15 protein-coding genes are annotated in these 16,136 nt (G+C 68.6%); 12 read left to right on the top strand and 3 right to left on the bottom strand.

Going from position 1 to position 16,136, the window contains the following annotated elements; genetic code table 11:
- Window positions 1–72 precede the first annotated feature (72 nt).
- The 7 genes from C7455_RS14590 (at window position 73) to C7455_RS14560 (ending at window position 6,651) form a co-directional block, all read left to right on the top strand.
- Window positions 73–408 (top strand): type II toxin-antitoxin system CcdA family antitoxin, encoded by a 336-nt coding sequence (locus C7455_RS14590; RefSeq protein WP_245904346.1) that lies wholly within the window; start codon window positions 73–75, stop codon window positions 406–408.
- 18 nt (window positions 409–426) lie between these two features.
- On the top strand, window positions 427–690 hold the full coding sequence (locus tag C7455_RS14585; protein ID WP_109669423.1) for a CcdB family protein: 264 nt from the start codon (window positions 427–429) through the stop codon (window positions 688–690).
- A 389-nt stretch (window positions 691–1,079) separates the two neighbouring features.
- Window positions 1,080–3,764: a vWA domain-containing protein gene (locus C7455_RS19940; RefSeq protein WP_146200010.1), complete on the top strand. Its 2,685-nt coding sequence runs from the start codon at window positions 1,080–1,082 to the stop codon at window positions 3,762–3,764.
- Between the two features lie 15 nt (window positions 3,765–3,779).
- Window positions 3,780–4,484 (top strand): hypothetical protein, encoded by a 705-nt coding sequence (locus tag C7455_RS14575; protein ID WP_109669421.1) that lies wholly within the window; start codon window positions 3,780–3,782, stop codon window positions 4,482–4,484.
- Window positions 4,485–4,648: 164 nt separating this feature from the next.
- Complete coding sequence (locus C7455_RS14570) at window positions 4,649–5,041, top strand: MAPEG family protein (protein ID WP_109669420.1); 393 nt, start codon at window positions 4,649–4,651, stop codon at window positions 5,039–5,041.
- Between the two features lie 13 nt (window positions 5,042–5,054).
- A complete protein-coding gene (locus tag C7455_RS14565) occupies window positions 5,055–5,414 on the top strand; it encodes a YciI family protein (RefSeq protein WP_109669418.1) in 360 nt (119 codons plus the stop codon).
- Window positions 5,415–5,418: 4 nt separating this feature from the next.
- Window positions 5,419–6,651 (top strand): RNA polymerase sigma factor, encoded by a 1,233-nt coding sequence (locus C7455_RS14560; RefSeq protein ID WP_109669417.1) that lies wholly within the window; start codon window positions 5,419–5,421, stop codon window positions 6,649–6,651.
- 41 nt (window positions 6,652–6,692) lie between these two features.
- Here the strand turns inward: C7455_RS14560 and C7455_RS14555 are convergent, their stop codons facing one another.
- Genes C7455_RS14555 through C7455_RS14545 form a run of 3 tightly spaced genes read right to left on the bottom strand, consistent with a single transcriptional unit; the run spans window position 6,693 to window position 9,143 of the window.
- Window positions 6,693–7,457: an anti-sigma factor family protein gene (locus tag C7455_RS14555; RefSeq protein WP_109669415.1), complete on the bottom strand. Its 765-nt coding sequence runs from the start codon at window positions 7,455–7,457 to the stop codon at window positions 6,693–6,695.
- A complete protein-coding gene (locus C7455_RS14550; protein ID WP_109669413.1) occupies window positions 7,444–7,980 on the bottom strand; it encodes a sigma-70 family RNA polymerase sigma factor in 537 nt (178 codons plus the stop codon). Before C7455_RS14550 ends, C7455_RS14555 begins: the two co-directional genes overlap by 14 nt.
- Window positions 7,977–9,143: a 2OG-Fe(II) oxygenase family protein gene (locus C7455_RS14545; RefSeq protein ID WP_109669411.1), complete on the bottom strand. Its 1,167-nt coding sequence runs from the start codon at window positions 9,141–9,143 to the stop codon at window positions 7,977–7,979. Before C7455_RS14545 ends, C7455_RS14550 begins: the two co-directional genes overlap by 4 nt.
- Before the next feature lie 226 nt (window positions 9,144–9,369).
- Here C7455_RS14545 and C7455_RS14540 point away from each other — a divergent pair, with 226 nt between their 5' ends.
- The 5 genes from C7455_RS14540 (at window position 9,370) to C7455_RS14520 (ending at window position 16,047) form a co-directional block, all read left to right on the top strand.
- Entirely contained in the window at window positions 9,370–11,661 is a 2,292-nt protein-coding gene (locus C7455_RS14540; protein WP_146200009.1) for an O-linked N-acetylglucosamine transferase, SPINDLY family protein, read from the top strand.
- A complete protein-coding gene (rfbF, locus tag C7455_RS14535) occupies window positions 11,658–12,428 on the top strand; it encodes a glucose-1-phosphate cytidylyltransferase (protein ID WP_109669408.1) in 771 nt (256 codons plus the stop codon). The genes C7455_RS14540 and rfbF overlap by 4 nt, the downstream gene beginning before the upstream one ends.
- The gene (locus C7455_RS14530; protein ID WP_146200008.1) at window positions 12,425–13,729 is read left to right on the top strand and encodes a dTDP-4-dehydrorhamnose 3,5-epimerase family protein; all 1,305 of its coding nucleotides are present in this window, start codon (window positions 12,425–12,427) and stop codon (window positions 13,727–13,729) included. Before rfbF ends, C7455_RS14530 begins: the two co-directional genes overlap by 4 nt.
- On the top strand, window positions 13,722–14,606 hold the full coding sequence (locus C7455_RS14525) for an NAD-dependent epimerase/dehydratase family protein (RefSeq protein WP_109669405.1): 885 nt from the start codon (window positions 13,722–13,724) through the stop codon (window positions 14,604–14,606). Before C7455_RS14530 ends, C7455_RS14525 begins: the two co-directional genes overlap by 8 nt.
- 82 nt (window positions 14,607–14,688) lie before the next feature.
- Complete coding sequence (locus C7455_RS14520; protein ID WP_109669403.1) at window positions 14,689–16,047, top strand: GntP family permease; 1,359 nt, start codon at window positions 14,689–14,691, stop codon at window positions 16,045–16,047.
- The last annotated feature ends 89 nt before the right edge of the window (window positions 16,048–16,136 follow it).

The raw sequence follows: 16,136 nt of genomic DNA, 5'->3' as shown, positions 1-16,136 counted from the left end.
GTTGCACCGATATTAGAAGGGGTGCCCATACTGTCCACACGCTGACAGAACATTCCTTAACAAACTGTTACTGTGAGGCGAATTTGCAATGCTCTCCACAGCTACACCACGGCCTTCGTAAACGACGGGACCAAAGACGACGCAAGTATCCTATCTGCTGAACCCAACACCCCCACCCCGAACGCACCCACGCCCACCCGCGTCACCCTCTCCACCGCCAAAACCGTCCTCGCCGCCGCCAAGGACGCTGGCCTCACCCTCTCCCGCAGGACCGAGGAGGCGCTGGCCGCCGCCGCCAAGGCCGAGCGCAACCGCCGCTGGACCGCGGACAACCGCGACGGGATCGAGGCCCATAACCGCCATGTGGCCGAACACGGCCTCCTGCTCGAGACATACCGAACCTTCTGACCCGCGACGCAGGTCGACATCTCCCGTCTGGCCGGGGGCCAACCTGTCTGCGACCTGCAAACCGACCTGATCGCGGCCATCGGCACCCGCCTTGTCGCGCCCATGCTGCCCGTGGCCGAGCTGCCGCAGATGCCCGCCCTCATGCCGCGCGTCCTCTTCGCCGAAACCCGCCGGGTCGTCGTCATCCCCCAGATCGGCTCCGTGCCCGAGGCGGCGCTGCTCAACCCCATCGGCACGCTGCCCCCCAGCGCGACGCGCTCACGCGCGCCCTCGACATGCTGATCGACGGGGTCTGAGCCGCCCTGCCCCGCGCCCCGCCGGTGTACGCCCTGTGTACAGCTTGTGTACGCCCGGTGCCCCCGGCGCGGCCCTCTCCGCGCCGCTCCGACAGCCCACCCTCAACGCCCCTGCCCCAAGGCACGCGCGCCCTGCCACAAGGCCGGGCGGCACCGGAGGGCGACAGCGGATCTCACGGCTAAAACTATGACAAGATAAGGTATTCCCTACATCCCATCGCCGGCGTCCTCCGTTAGGGTGCCTGCATGTATCAAGCTGTGTCCGGAGTATCGAGGAGGCGTTTGCGGTCAAACCCGCAGGTCCCGCCCCCCGTGACCCACCGCCCAGACCCCAAGGATGCACAGCCCCCCTTCATTGCTTTCCGGAGATTTTGCATGCCCCGTCTTTACCCAACCCTTGCCGCGCTTCTCCTCTCGACCGCCCCCGCGATGGCAGACCGCGTCTCGGTTCTGGTCTTCGACGCCTCGGGCTCGATGTGGAACCGGGTCGAGGGTGACCTGACCCGGATCGAGGTCGCGCGCGACGTGATGGGCGATTATTTCGCCAGCCGGGACGGGGCCGTGCCCTTGTCGGTCATCGCCTATGGCCACAACCGGCGCGGCGATTGCCGCGATATCGAGGTGGTGGCGCCCATGGGCCAGACCGCGCCCGGCACGCTTGAGACGCGCCTGCGCGGGCTGATGCCGCGGGGCATGACGCCCTTGACCGACAGCCTTGCGCTCGCGCGCGACCAGATCCCGCCCGCCGCCGAGGGCGCTGACATCATCCTTGTCACCGATGGCCTTGAAACCTGCGGGGGCGACCCCTGCGCGCTGGCCGCGAGCCTTGCCAACGAAGGCATCGACATCCGCGCCCATGTCGTGGGCTTTGGCCTGAGTGCCGCCGAGGTCGCGGCGTTGTCGTGCATCACCGACCAGACGGGCGGCATGCTGTTTCAGACCAATTCGGGCGCCGAACTGGCGCAGGCGTTGCAACAGGTCAGCGCGGTTGTGCCCGCTCCCGAGGCACCGCCGGAACCCGCGCCCCCCACGGCCGCCTTCGACATCGGCGACCGGGCCGAGGCGGGGTTCACCTACACCATCACATGGAACGGCACGGCAGGTCCGACCGACCAGTTGGGCTTTGTCCCGCAGGGCGAGACCCGCGCGCCCGCCTCGTCCTCCTTCGGGACGATCAACACCTCCGGGCCGGGCGTGGCGCGCAATCCGGTCACGCGCACGGCACCGGCGACGCCCGGCCTGTATGACCTGATCATCCGCAGCACCTCGGGCGAGGTGATCGCGCGGCAGGAGATCGAGGTCGTGCCCCCCAGCATGGGCTTCGATCCCATCGGGTCGGTCGAACCCGGCAGCCGTGTGCGCTTCACCTTCCGCGCCCCCGAACGCGGGGAGGAGCGGATCGTGATCGCCGATCTCGACCAGCCCGTGAACGAGCATCAGCGCCATTCCTGGGCCTTTTCACTCAGCCGCAACGGCACGGTCACCCTCAGGGTTCCGGACGTGCCCGGCGAATACGAGCTGCGCTATCTGAACCGCGAGCGCACCGAGGTCATGTTCTCGCGTCGCTTCGGTGTCGGCATCCCCTTTTCCGACAGCGACCTGACCACCAGCGCCGAACTTGCCGCCCGCGCCGCTGCCGCAATGCAAGGCGACGCGTCGCAAGACGATCTGGCGCTGGTCACCGCCACCTTCCGCCTGCCGCCCGGTCTGCCCTTCGACAGCGCGAACTGGCGGGCCGAGCCGCTTGACCCCGACCTGCCGCCCGAGCGGGTGCGGATCGACGGCACCGGCCCCGTGGTGACCGCGACCCTGCAACCCGGCCGCTGGCGCATCATCGCCGAAGGCATGGCCGACACGATCCTGTCCGCCGAGGTCGAAATCTTCCCCGGCCAGCCCAACGATTTCACCGTCGAAATGGAGAGCATGCAGGTCGACGGCGCGCTGACGGGCGACTGGACGCTCTGGGCGCTGCCGCCCGAAGGCATCGCCGATGCGCCGATGAACTTTGCCCGCATCAGCCTGCGCCCCACGGCAGAGGGCATGGATTACACCGGCAGCTTCCAGACCACCGCCGCCATGGGGGGCGTGCAGTCGGGCGATCTGCAAAGCGTGACGATCGACAATGACGGGTTGCTGGAAATCATCATGGTTCTGCCCCTTGGGGCCGGCCCCGAAACCCTGCGTCTTGCGCTGATGCAGCCCTTGGGCGGCGCGGGGTTCGAGGGGCAGTTGATCGCGCGCACCGGCGTCTTTCCCATCGCGCTTCTGCCCGAAGGCACGCCCCCGCCCGAGCGTCAGGGCAGTGTCGTCCCGCAGGGCAACATCCCGGTCGACGCAGAGATCGTGGCTCGCTGCGATACGCCCGGCGGCTGCGCGGTCACCATCGGCACCGTGTCCCTGATCCTGCCCGAGGGCTGGGCGATGACCGAACCGCTGTTTTTCCGCGCCGTGGGCCATGCCATCCCCTCGGACTGGCCGATGGCGAGCTTCTATGGCCCCGCCATGGGCGAGCTGTTGCAACTGAACCCGCATCAATGGCTGACCTCCAATGGCCCTTGCCTGAGCACGCAGGCAGGCGCGCTCTGCTGGTTCGCGGACGCGCCGCCCCCCGCCATCACCGCCGCCGCCATGATCGCATCCAGCCTCACGATGACCGCCCCCGCACCTTCTTCCATGGCGGTCGAGGGTTCCGTGACCGTGAGCCTTTTCGAGGCCGACATCACCGCCGGGTCGGGCGGGTTCTTTCCCATCGACATCGCGGCCCCCCCGGGCTTTGCAGGCATGATCTCGCTGCATGATCCGAGCGGCGGCGTGGTGTTCAGTATGGACGCCGCACAGATGCTGTCGGCGCAGGATTACGTCCTGCCGGTTCCCCCGAACCCCGGCCCGCACGAGATCCGCGTGATCGACAATACCGGGATGCTGCGCGCCACGACCGGCTTTTTCGCCAACGCCGCACCGGCCGGTGCACCTGCCACCAGCGAGCCTCGGTTCATCCCGATCGACCTTGGCGGTCGGGATGCCGACGAGGTCATCGACCTTCTCTTTCCGCCGAATTGAACGGAGTAATTCAAGATGCGCCTCATCCTTGCCTCTGCCACCGCCCTGCTCATGTCCACGCTCGCTGCCCTCGCCCAGACCGGGCCGCGGGTGCAGATGGCCGATTGCACCAGCTCCGGCTGCACCTGCCGCGTCACCGATCTGACCGTGGGCGAGATTGCCGCCACCGCGAACATGGAGGTGCCCGACGATGCCGAAAACCAGACCTTCCTGCGCGACCCGGACGGCAACCTGTTCTGGACCGACATGTCCCCCGATAACCTCGATCTGCTTTACGGCGGGCAAGGCAGCTGCCCCCTGCAGCTGTTCGAGGAGATCACGCCGCGCGATGGCCGCTGGTTCATCACCGATGTTGCCACCGACGCCTCGCAATGCCCGATGGTCGGCATGGCGGCCATGGGCGGGCTGGAAAGCCACACGGTGTCCGTCAGCTGGGGCGGGCGGTTCCACCCCGAGCGGATCTTTCCCGAAACCCAAGGCATGGTGGCCTGGTCGCGCACCGGCGATCTGTCCTGGCGTGGCATCGTTGTGGACGAGGAAATCGACGGCGCCTTCGCCCGCGTGACTTTTACTGCACGGCTGGTCAGCCCAACGGTGATCCGCGGCGAAAGCCGTTTCGCCTTCAACCTGAACGCACCGGGGGGCATGAACCCCGCCAGCGTCGCAGCCGGCATGGGCTGCCTGACCGTCACCACCTACGTCGCCCGCTGGCGCGGCTGATCGCGCGCCACAGACCCTGCGGCACCGGGGTCCCCCAAAGGGGCCCCGGCCTTGCGTGATCGGGCAAACTCCGCGTCTGTGAAAATTTTCTTCGGCCCGATGTCGAAATCTGCAAACCTCCCGCGTCACTGGGGTATCGAAACCTCAAATGGTAAGGAGTACACATGGTTTTCGCGGTAACACCCCTCTATGCGCTGCCGGTGGCGGCGATCTATCTGGTCTTGTGGTTCAGGGTGTCCTCCGTCCGCTCGGCGGCGGGCGTCTCCTTCGGCGACGGCGGCAATGCCGACTTGCTGTGCCGCATCCGCCAGCACGGCAATTGCGCCGAATGGGCGGGCTTCGTGCTGATCTTGATGATGCTGGCCGAAGGCATGGGCGCGCCCGCGCTGTGGCTGCATGTCTCGGGCGGGCTGCTGGTGGTGGGGCGCATCGCGCATCCCTTCGGTCTGGTCGCGGGCAACGCGGGCCATCCGCTGCGCTATGTCGGCAATGGCACGAACCTCATTGCGGCCCTTGCCGCGATGGCCGCCATCGTCTTGCAGATCCTGGGACAGTGAAGGGGACCAATCGATGCAATACATGCTTCTGATCTACAATGATCCGTCCCTTGAACCGGCCTACGGCACGCCCGCGTTCACAGAGATGATGGGCGGCTATTTCGCCGCGAGCGCGCGCATGAAGGCCGATGGCGTCTTGCGCGGCGGCGAAGGGTTGCAAGGCGTGGAGACCGCGACCTCGTTCCGCATCAAGGGGGGCAAGGTCGAGACGATGGACGGCCCCTTCGCCGAAACGCGCGAGCATCTGGGCGGCTACTACATCGTCGACGTGCCCGATCTGGATGCGGCCTTGACCTATGCGGCGCTGATCCCTTCGGCCCATTTCGGCACGATCGAGGTCAGGCCGCTGATGGATTACAACCCGGCCAGTTGACGCCATGACCGCCCCCGGCCCGTCCAGCGCCATCGCCGTGTCAAGAGAGCTTGACCGCGTGATGCGGGCAGACCGGGGGCGGTTGCTTGCCATCCTCGCAGCAGGTTTGCGCGACCTTGGACTGGCCGAAGAGGTGTTGCACGACGCAGCGATCTCGGCGCTCGCGCATTGGGGCCGGTCGGGGCTGCCCGCATCCCCTCAGGCTTGGCTGCTGCAGGTCGCCCGGCGCAAGGCCATCGACCGGCTGCGCGCGGCGGGGCGCGATGGCCGCAAGGCGCAGGCTCTGGCCGCGCTGACCGCAGACGAGGCAGCGCCGGACGCCCGGGATATCCCCGACGAACGTCTGCGCCTGATCTTTGCCTGCTGCCATCCCGCGCTGGAGCCGAAATCGCGCGTGGCGCTGACCTTGCGGACCGTTTGCGGGCTCACCACGCCCGAGATCGCGCGCGCCTTTCTCGATGCCGAGGCCACGATGGGCCAGCGCATCAGCCGCGCCAAGGCCAAGATCGCCGCCGCCGGCATCCCCTTTGCCGTGCCCGAGCCCGAGCATTGGCCCGAGCGTCTGGAGACCGTGCTGACCACGATCTACCTGATCTTCACCACCGGCTATGTCGCGGGTCCGCAAGAGCCGCGCGATCTCTGCCTCGAGGCCGAATACCTGATCCGTCTTGTCGACCGACTGCGCCCCGGTGAGGCCGAGATCGAGGGGGCGTTGGCGATGATGCTGCTGACGGGTGCCCGGCGCGCCGCGCGGATCGGGCCGGATGGGGCGAGCCTGCCGCCGGGCGACCAGGACCGCCGCTTGTGGGACGCGGCCCGCATCGCCGAGGGGCGCGCGGTTCTTGCCCGCGCGATGGAACGCCGCCGCCCCGGACCGTTCCAGATCAAGGCCGCCATCGCCGATTGCCAGATGGCCGACCCCGGTCCCGACTGGCCACAGATCGCCGCGCTTTACGGTGCGCTCCTGCGCCACGAGCCGACGCCTGTGATCCGGCTGAATGCCGCCGTCGCCCTCGCAGAGGCGGGCGAGCAGGCGCAAGGTCTGGCCATTGTGGAGACGCTTGGCGACAGTCTGTGGGACTACCAGCCCTGGCACGCCGCCCGCGCGGCCCTGCTGGCCGCGACGGGGGCGCCAGAGGCGGCCGCGGCAGCCTACCGCGAGGCCATCGCGCGCGCTGCGACCCCGGCCGAGGCAATGTTCCTGCAAGCCCGCCTCGCTCGGCTCGCCCCGTCGTGACCACCTTGCCCGAAAGGCCGCAAGCCGCGTCGTTGCGGCCGTCAGTTCATGCGACTGAGCAAGCGCTCGGCCTCACGCGAGACCTCGGCGCGGACACCTGCACTGGCATCCAGCAAGACGAAGGCCGTGGGACCATGTTCGAAGACGGCAACAGCGCTTCCCCGGTGATCGAAGGCCCTGAGCGGGCTGATCCTTCCGCCATCGTTTTGAAGAAAGCTGAGCAGCATGACCTCGCCCATGTCAGGGGTGTCGATCACCAGGGCAAGGCCCGGCGCCTGTGGGGTCGCCACCACCTGAACATCGCGCACCTGCCACTCGGTGGGCAGCGTCGGCAGATCTAGCCCCAGCCGCTCGGCAATCTGCGCGGCGTCGACCTGCACCGTGGTCAAGGCCAACGACCGGCGCAGTTCCACGGCGTCGCGTGCATCGAGCGCCGTCTCGGCCAAGGGACGCAGTTCCGCCATAGTGCGCATTTCCTGAAAGCCCGACCACAGCGCCTCACTCGCCCAGCCCAACGCGATCAGCGCGGCAGCGGCGGCAGCACGCAAAGGCCATCGGGGCGGCCGCACGAGCCCGCGCGCCAAGGTGTCGGCGGCCTGCCGCAAAGCGGGCGGTGGCGGCCCATCCACTTGTGAAAGCACCAGATGCAGACCTTCGCGCAGGCGCAGGTCCGACATCGCGCGCGCTGCCAGATCGGGGTGGCGCGCCAGATGGTCGGCGACGGCAAAACGCCGCCCGGCCTCGAGCTGGCCGGTCAGGAAGGCATCGAGTTCGGTTTCGGTGATGCCGTCTTCAGGTCGCGTCATCCGCACCTCCCACAAGTCTGATGCTCGAAAGCCGCGCTGTACCGCCATCTTCCCAACGCCGTAGCGCGGCCCTTGCCCGTCCCACGCGCGACATGACGGTGCCCGGGGGCACCGACAGGACATCCGCCGCCTCGGCCACCGAAAGCCCCTCGATGGCGACCAGATGCAGCGCCTCGCGCTGATCCTCGGGCAGGGTCAGGACGGCGGCGCGCAATTGCTCCAGCCTTACCGCATGCTCGCCCGCGGGAGGCGCGAAACCCGGCGCAAGGTCGGCCCATGCGGTCTCGCGCGCGGTTGCCGCGCTGGTGCTGCGCAGGCGGTCGATATGGTGGTTATGCAAGATCGACATCAGCCAGACCCGCAGATCCGCGCCGTCCCGAAAACTCGCCCGCTTTTCCAACGCCCGCAAAAGGGCGCCTTGCACCAGATCGTCAGCTTCGCTGCCATTGCGCGTCAGCACGCGGGCATAGCGGCGCAGTGCCTCCAGATGCGCGGTCACGTCGAGCCGCGCAGCACCGCTCATTTCGCGTCCGCCCCGGCCGGGCTCTGCCGGGCATCGAACGCAGCCGTCGCACCGCTCGCGTCCACAAGGCCCGCGTTGCGTTCCCGGATGCGGGCAGCGGCGTCATCGTAGAGAAAGGGCAAAAAGGCGTAGCGTCGCCCTTGCGTCACGCGGCTGACCCGGTGCAGCAGCGAGCACGAAAAGACCACCGCCCCGCCGGGTGGCGCCTTGAAGCCGCGGGGACCGTATTCGGGGAAACTCACCTCGCCGCCCTCGAAATCCGCGTTCAGGTTGACCGAAACGGCAAAGCGGCGATGTGCCGTGCCCGCCGTGGTGTTGTCACGATGGGCCGAGAAATGTCCACCGTCCTCGGCCGCATAGCACGACACGATGTAGCGTTCCATTCTGGTGACGTGGAACTGGTGGACCTTTGCGATTTCGGGCACCACGCGGCGGATGAACCGCGTCTGGATCGCCGCAATCAGGCTCGCATCGGACAAGGTGATGTCCCGGCGCACCTTGAAGCCCGCGTCCATCACGCCCACGGTCCGCCCGTCGATCTGCCGCATGAAGCCGCTCTCCACGCCCCCTTGCGCGTCATAAAGCGCGATCAGATGTCGGCAAAGCTCCGGCTCGAAGACCCGCGGCAGCACCAGAACGGGGGCCGGAACGGCAAAGCCCGCGTGCATGTCGGGCGGTGGGAGCGCTTCCAGTAGGGCCATCACCTCGGCTGTGTCCGACCCGTCGTCCCGAAACGCGATGCGGTCGATCACCCGCATCGTTGGGTCGATCACGACCCAGCATCGGGCAACCGCCTGCCAGCCCCCGAAGGGCCCCGCCTCCGCGTCGATGGCCCCATAGCGCCGGGCGACCGACAGGTCGAAATCCCAAAACACCCGGACGCCCGGGGGACGGTTGCCGATCACGCCCAGCGTTTCGTCCTGCGGGTCTTGCGTGACAGCAAAGAAGCAGGCCCTTTCGTCGTCGAAGAGGTCCCGGCGGGCCAAGGCGGTCTCGAACACGGTCTGCGCGCGCGGGTCCGAGCCGCTGCCGAGAAAGCACAGCACCAGATAGCGCCCCGCAGCGCTGTCAAAGGAAAATCGCGGTGTCACCGGTGTGCGCTGGATGAAACTGGGTGCCGGGTCGCCCGCTGCCGGGTGACGGGGAAGGTCGGTCAGTGCCATGGGTCAGGGCCTTTTTGTCTGCTTTTTGCATACGGTGCCGACACGGGCCTGCATCCTGCCCATCGGGAAAAAAATGCTGCGTGCGCGGATGCAGGGCTGGTAGAGGACCGTATGTTCTTCGAGAAACCGCAAAAAGGGACTGAGGCGATGGCACGGCGAGGTGGCGCAGACAGGCAAGGACAGCGGGTCGGACCCATCGCACTTTGGCCTGAGTCTTGAGCCGGCGATGACTCGACCCGGCCTGACCGAAGCGGACCTCGCGCTTGCCGCTGCGGCCGCCGCCCAACGCGATGGCGACGCCGCGCGCGCCCTCGCGGCCTTCGAGCGGGCGCGCGCGGCGGGTGCATCGCCCAAACTGACGGCGCAGGGCCATGCGCTGGCGCTGTCCGAACTGGGCCGCGCGGAGGAAGCCGTGGCCGTCTACCGCCCATGGTTCGAACGCAACCGCAAGGATGTCGCGGTCTGGAACCTGATGGGTGTGCTGCTCAAGCGGGCCGGGCGGCTGACCAAGTCGGCCGAGGTGCTGGAAAAGGCGCGCCGGATGCGCCCCTCCGACATCTCGCCGTGGCACAATCTGGGCAATGTGCTGGCGCAGATGGGCGATCATGCACGCGCCGCCGAAACCTATCGCGGGGCGCTGCGGATCGCGCCGAAATCTGCCGAGCTTTGGCGCCTGCTCGGGGCCGAGGAACTGGCCCTGCAGCGTTGGAATGAGGCCGAGCGCAGCCTGCGCACCGCCTTGCGGATCACACCCTCCGATCGCCGCGCGCTGGCGCTTTTGGTGCAGGCATTGCATGGCGCGGGCCGCCCGGCCGAGCTTGATGACACCCTCGAAACGGCGCTGGCGGCTGCCCCCGGCGATGACGCCCTGACCGTCACCGTCGCCCGCCATGCCTCACGCCGGGGCAACCGCGCCCGCGCGCTGGCCTTGCTGGAGCGGGTGATCGCGCGCAACCGCACCCATGTCGACGCGAATTTCCTTCTGGCGCATATCTTGGGCGACGGGGATCGACGGGGCGCGAATGCGGCACTTGCACGCGCCACCGAGGGCGATCCGACCTCCTTCGAGTTGCTCGACCGCCGGATCGACAGCCTTGTGCGCAGCCGCTACGACGACGAGACCGCCCATATCGAACAGGCCTATACCCTGTCTTGCGAGATGATGGCGCGTTTCCCCGACCGGCTGCCTCCAGCCGCCCGGACCCTGCGCACGGTGCTGATGCGGGTAATGGACGAGGACCGGATGGCCGCCACCGGCGATCTGTCCGACCTTCTGCCACATTGGCTGGCCGAGGGGCGCCATTCCTCGGTGCATTACGAGTTGGGGCAGGTGACCACGCTCGAGGACCGGATCGCACTGGTGGACTGGCACCGCGACTGGGGACGCAAGGTCGAGGCGGCGATCACGCCGCTGCCGCCTGTGACCCCGGCGCTCCATGGCGCGCGCAAGCTGCGCGTTGGCTTCATGTCCTCGGACCTGCGCCACCATCCGGTGACCTATTTCGCCCTGCCGCTGCTGGAAGGCTACGACCCCGACGCGGTCGAGGTGTTTTGCTATTCCTTCAGCGAGAAACCCGCCGACAAGGTGCAGACCCATCTCGCAAGCAAGGTCACCGCCTTTCGCCATTGGCCGGGCCGGCCCACGCCACAGGTGGCCGAAGGCATCGCGGCGGACGGGCTCGATATCCTGTTCGAACTGGGCGGATCAACGGCGATGAACAAGCTCGAGGTGATGGCCTATCGTCCCGCGCGCCTCGGGGCGAGCTGGCTGGGCTATCCGCATTCGGCAGGTCTGTCGCGGATCGATCTCATCTTGACCGACCCTTGGCTGCACCCTGCCGATCCGCGCCTGCTGATCGAACGGCCCTTCGCGATGCCCGAAACCTGGGTGGCGCTGTCGCGCATGTTCGCGCCCACCCCCATCACCGACGCCACACCCGAGGCGCGCAAGGGCCATCTCACCTTCGGCACCGCCAACAATCCCTACAAGTATACGCCGTTCTGTCTTGACCTGTGGGCCATGGTTCTGCGCGCGGTGCCGGGGTCGCGCTTCGTGTTCCTGCGCCCCGAGGCGGGTGCGCCGAGCTTTGTCGCCAACACCCGCACCGCCTTCGCGCGGCGCGACGTCGACCCGGACCGGCTGGACTATATCGGCGTGCGCGGCGATCACATGCGCCACTACAACGAGATCGACATCGCGCTGGATACCGCGCCCCATGTCGGCGGCACCACGACCTGCGAGGCGCTTTGGATGGGCGTGCCCACCATCACCCTCGTGGGCCCCGGTTTCCCCGAGCGGCTGTCCTACTCGAACCTGACGAATGCAGGTTTGGGTGATCTGGCTGCATCGACCCCCGAGGACTACGTTGCCGCCGCCGCGGACCTTGCCGCTGATCCGGCCCGGCGACTGCAGCTGCGCCACGGGTTGCGCGCGCAGATCGCGGCAAACCCGCTGGGCCAGCCCGACCGCTTCGCCCGGCATTTCTACGGTCTGGCACGAAAGGTGGCGTCCGAGTGAAAGCGGTGATCCTTGCAGGCGGGCGCGGCACACGGCTGTCCGAGGAAACGGGTCTGCGCCCCAAACCCATGGTCGAGATCGGCGGGCGGCCGATCTTGTGGCATATCCTCAAGCTCTATCAGGCCCACGGGATCACCGATTTCGTGATCTGTCTTGGCTATCGCGGCTGGCAGATCAAGGAATTCTTTCTCAACTACGCGAGGCTGTCGTCCGACATCGTGGTCGATGTGGCCACCAGTACGTTCGAAGTGCTGCGCCCCGCCGCCGAACCTTGGCGCGTGGCCCTGATCGACACCGGAGACGATACGCAGACCGGCGGCCGGCTGGTGCGCGTGGGCCACCTGTTGCAGCGCGAAGAGGCGTTTTGCCTGACCTATGGCGACGGGCTGGGCGATGTGGATATTGCCGGCAGCATCGCGTTTCATCGCGCCCATGGCCGCGAGGCCACGGTGACGGCCGTGGTGCCGCCCGGCCGCTTCGGCGCGCTGAAACGAGACGGCCATGAAGTCACAGCCTTCGTCGAGAAACCTGCCGGCGATGGAGGGTTGATCAACGGGGGGTTCTTCGTGCTGTCGCCGTCCGTGCTGGACCGGATCGCCGGGGATGCGACCGTGCTGGAACAAGACACCCTGCGCGGGCTCGCCCGCGACGGGCAGTTGATGTCGTGGGAGCATCGCGGCTTTTGGCAACCTATGGACACGCTGCGTGACCGCGATACGCTCCAGGCGCTGTGGGACGGGGGGCAGGCACCGTGGAAGATCTGGTGATCCGTCCCCTGCGTACCTTCCGGGCCGGGCCTCTGACCGGAACCACCGGGTTCAACGGAGCCTGGGCCGGGCGGCGGCTGGTCGAACAAAGGGCGCGGGTGACGGGCAAGCCGCTCGCCCACAAGCCGGGACAGGGCGTCCATGACCTGTTGTGCGCGGGACGCGAGCTTTCGCCCGACCTGCGCGCAGGTCTTGCCCACCCGGATGCGAAGGTATGGGTGGACCCCAGCGGTGACGCCATTGTCTTGCGCGTGGCCGCCCAAGCAACCTTGTCCGAGGGGGTCTGCGACCCGGTCCGCGGATGTTCGAGCAACCCCACCCGCACCAAGACCGTCTTGCAAGCCCTGCGCTGCCCGTGCGCGGCGGCGTTAACCGTCGCCTCCGACAAGGTTTACCGCGCGCCCGGACCGGGCCGCCCCGGGACGGCTGGCCTGTCGCCGGCCCTGCGCAACCCGGGCGCGACCCGTGCGTTCCAGCATGCGCTGGACGCGGGCGTGGACCACCCGATCCCTGTCGACGATCGGCTCACCGGACTGACCCAAGAAGCTCTCAAACGTGGCCCGGTCGGAGCTAAGATGTCGATCTGTGACCTCCTGCGCCTCTCGCAGGAGGTCACAGGCCGCGCACTGCGTGCCGAGGCCCCCGCCAAGACGCTGCTGCCCGCGGCGCCGAAGCTCGCCGTGGACAGCGGGCTTGCGCGATCCGGGACTGCACCCGGTGCCGAACGCCTGTCCGTCGCCCGGGCCGGGTTCGCGCGTGATCGTGGTGGCCTCGAACGACGGCCACCTGCTTGGAAATTTCGGCAAGGCCGGCATCCCATGCCTCGGGATCGAGCCTTCGGGCGTCGCGAGAATCTTGACCGGTGGACCCCGGACGGCGGTGTCCCGCATGGAGCGGCATGGATGCAGCTGGCCCACACCCACATCCCCGGCGTCTTGGAGGTCGAAGGTCTGGCGCAGATCGACGCGAGGGGCGGCACGCGCCACGGCTGTTGGGCCGAAGGTCTTGTCGCCATCGGGCTCGATTTCCCCTCGGCTCAGGCCAGCCTTTCGACCAACCTGCGCGGGCTCCTCCACCGGCGGGCCGAACCGCATCGCGGGGCCAAGCCACTGCGCTGTGTTGCGGGCGCGATATGGGACGTGACAGTGGACCTGCGCGCAGAAAGCCTCGCTTTTCGCTGCAGGCACAGGCTCTGGCGGCACGCGTGCCGGGATGGGTCCGCGCTCGACACCGGTCGGCCCGCGCGCCCCGCCGCCATCTCAAAGCGTGACCGAAACCGGCCGGACCTGCCCCATGCCTGACGCCGTCCTTCTGACCGGGGCGACGGGGTTTGTCGGGCGACAGCTTCTGGCCGCACTTTGCGCGGCCCGTATCCCCGTCCATGCCGTCAGCCGCCGCCCCGGCGCGCCGATGCCCGGCGTCACATGGCACCGCGCCGATCTGCTGGTCGCGGAGGATCGTGCCGAAGTGGCGGGCCTTGCGCCGCGCCTGATCCATTGCGCCTGGGAGGTGGAACATGGCGCCTTCTGGACGGCGCCGGCCAATGCGCTCTGGCGGGAGGCCTCCGCCGATCTGGTGGGCCGTTTCATGGCGGCGAGCGGGGTGCGCGTGGTGGCACTTGGCACCTGCGCGGAATATGACGCCGCGGTCCCCGGCACATGGGACGAGGCACGCGCCATCGCGCCCGCGACCCCCTACGGGCAGGCCAAGGCCGCGCTTCATGCCGAACTTGCCGCGATCTGTGGCGATGCGCTTGTCTGGGCGCGGCTGTTCCATCTTTACGGCCCGAACGAGGACCCGCGCCGCCTGATCCCCGGTCTGATCGCCGCCTGCCGCGCGGGACGCCCGGCCGAGGTGCGCGCGGCCGAGCTGATCCGCGATGTCGCCTCCACCCCGCATGTCGCCCGCCTGCTGGTTGCACTCATGGACAGCCCCCTGTCAGGGCCTTGCGACATCGGATCGGGCCAGCCCCGCAGCCTTGGCGCATTGGCCCGGATCGTGGCCGAGACGGCCGGCCGGCCGGACCTTCTGAGCCTTGCCCATGCGCCGGGTCCGGGCGATCCGCCGGTGATGGCCCCACGACTTGACCGGCTGCGCCGCATGGTCGCGCAAGCCACAGAGACGCCCGAGACGGCGCTCCGTGCGCATGTGATGGCGGAACTGGCCCGACAGGACTGACCGGCCATTCGCCGCAGGCGCGGAGGTAGACTTGGAACCCCGGCGACATGGGCTTATGCTGCGCCGCAGCACGAGAGGCCCCATGTCCGTCATCCTGATCCTGATTGCGCTTGTCCTGCTGATCGCAGGGGCCTGGGCCGGGCTGTCGGTGCTGGTTCTTGCGCCCCTGTTGGCGGCGCTCGCGGCATTTGCCTCGGGAATGCCGGTGCTGGCGGGCTACACGCAGGTCTTCATGGCGGCGGCGGGGGGCTTTGTCGTGGCCTTCTTCCCGCTGTTTTTGCTGGGCGCGCTGTTCGGGAAGGTGATGGAGGCCTCGGGCGCGGCCGAGCGGCTGGCGCAGGCCATCGCGGCGGCGGTTGGGCCCGCCAATGCCATGCTGGCGGTGGTGCTGGCCTGCGCGGTGCTGACCTATGGCGGGGTGTCGCTTTTCGTGGTCGCCTTTGCAGCATGGCCGCTGGCCCGCGCGCTGTTTGCACAGACCGGATTGCCCGCGCGGCTGATCCCGGCGACCATCGCGCTCGGCGCCTTCACCTTCACGATGACCGCGCTGCCCGGAACGCCCTCGATCCAGAACGCCATCCCGATGGCCACCTTCGGCACCACACCCTTTGCCGCGCCGGGGCTGGGGGTGATCGCCGGGGCGGTGATGCTGGCGCTGGGATTGGGCTGGCTACGATACCGCGCGCGCGCCCTTGCCGGCGAGGCACCGCCCGAGGCGCCCGACGGCCCGCCGCGCGACCGGCCCCTGCCGCTTTGGGTGGCGCTGGTGCCGATCGCGTCGGTGGGGATCGGCACGCTGGCGATGGGGGTGCTGGTGCTGCCCGCGCTGGAGACCGGATACCTCGCCCTGCCCCTTTACGGCGCGACCGACCTGTCGCGCGTGGGCGGCCTGTGGTCGGTGATCGCGGCACTGGGCGTCGCGCTGGCCCTTGCCCTTGCGCTCAGCCGTCCGCCCCGGCTGATGGCGGTATTGAACGAAGGCGCCGAATCCGCCCTGCTGCCGCTTTTCAACACCGCCAGCCTCGTGGGGTTCGGCGCGGTCATCGCGTCCTTGCCGGGGTTCGAGATGCTCCGCGCCAGCCTCGATGGGCTGTCGGGCGGCAATGTCGTCGTCGCTGCGGCGTTGTCCTCTGGGGCGCTCGCGGGGATCACCGGATCCGCTTCGGGCGGCATGTCGATCGCGCTCGACGTGCTGGGGCCGTCGCTGGTGGCGCAGGCGACGGCGCAAGCGGTCGATCCCGCGCTGTTGCACCGGGTCGTTGCAGTGGCGACGGGCGGGCTCGACACACTGCCCCATAACGGGGCGGTCATCACGCTGCTGGGCATTTGCGGCATGACCCACCGACAAGCCTATGCCGATATCTTCATGGTAGCGGTGCTAGGGCCGACGCTGGCTTGCGCGCTGATCATGGCCTTGGGGATCGCATTCGGCAGCTTCTGACGGGGGACGGACGCCACCACGCCTGCGACGCCACAAGACCATCCTGACCCGACCATCAGCCCACCGCCGCCGTGCCGTGAGGGCACGGG

The sequence above is a fragment of the Roseicyclus mahoneyensis genome, from assembly GCF_003148775.1.
Classification (GTDB): Bacteria; Pseudomonadota; Alphaproteobacteria; order Rhodobacterales; family Rhodobacteraceae; genus Roseicyclus; species Roseicyclus mahoneyensis.
The sequence above is the reverse complement of the archived record's forward strand: the minus strand, read 5'-3'. Positions and strand labels throughout refer to the sequence as shown.

Bases quoted from the DNA above. Each gene is read 5' to 3' on its own strand.
- C7455_RS14560 (WP_109669417.1), top strand. From the start codon at position 5,419: ATGACCGCCCCCGGCCCGTCCAGCGCCATCGCCGTGTCAAGAGAGCTT.
- C7455_RS14550 (WP_109669413.1), bottom strand. From the start codon at position 7,980: ATGAGCGGTGCTGCGCGGCTCGACGTGACCGCGCATCTGGAGGCACTG.
- C7455_RS14540 (WP_146200009.1), top strand. From the start codon at position 9,370: ATGACTCGACCCGGCCTGACCGAAGCGGACCTCGCGCTTGCCGCTGCG.
- C7455_RS14555 (WP_109669415.1), bottom strand. From the start codon at position 7,457: ATGACGCGACCTGAAGACGGCATCACCGAAACCGAACTCGATGCCTTC.
- C7455_RS14570 (WP_109669420.1), top strand. From the start codon at position 4,649: ATGGTTTTCGCGGTAACACCCCTCTATGCGCTGCCGGTGGCGGCGATC.
- C7455_RS14520 (WP_109669403.1), top strand. From the start codon at position 14,689: ATGTCCGTCATCCTGATCCTGATTGCGCTTGTCCTGCTGATCGCAGGG.
- C7455_RS14525 (WP_109669405.1), top strand. From the start codon at position 13,722: ATGCCTGACGCCGTCCTTCTGACCGGGGCGACGGGGTTTGTCGGGCGA.
- C7455_RS19940 (WP_146200010.1), top strand. From the start codon at position 1,080: ATGCCCCGTCTTTACCCAACCCTTGCCGCGCTTCTCCTCTCGACCGCC.
- C7455_RS14545 (WP_109669411.1), bottom strand. From the start codon at position 9,143: ATGGCACTGACCGACCTTCCCCGTCACCCGGCAGCGGGCGACCCGGCA.
- C7455_RS14575 (WP_109669421.1), top strand. From the start codon at position 3,780: ATGCGCCTCATCCTTGCCTCTGCCACCGCCCTGCTCATGTCCACGCTC.
- C7455_RS14565 (WP_109669418.1), top strand. From the start codon at position 5,055: ATGCAATACATGCTTCTGATCTACAATGATCCGTCCCTTGAACCGGCC.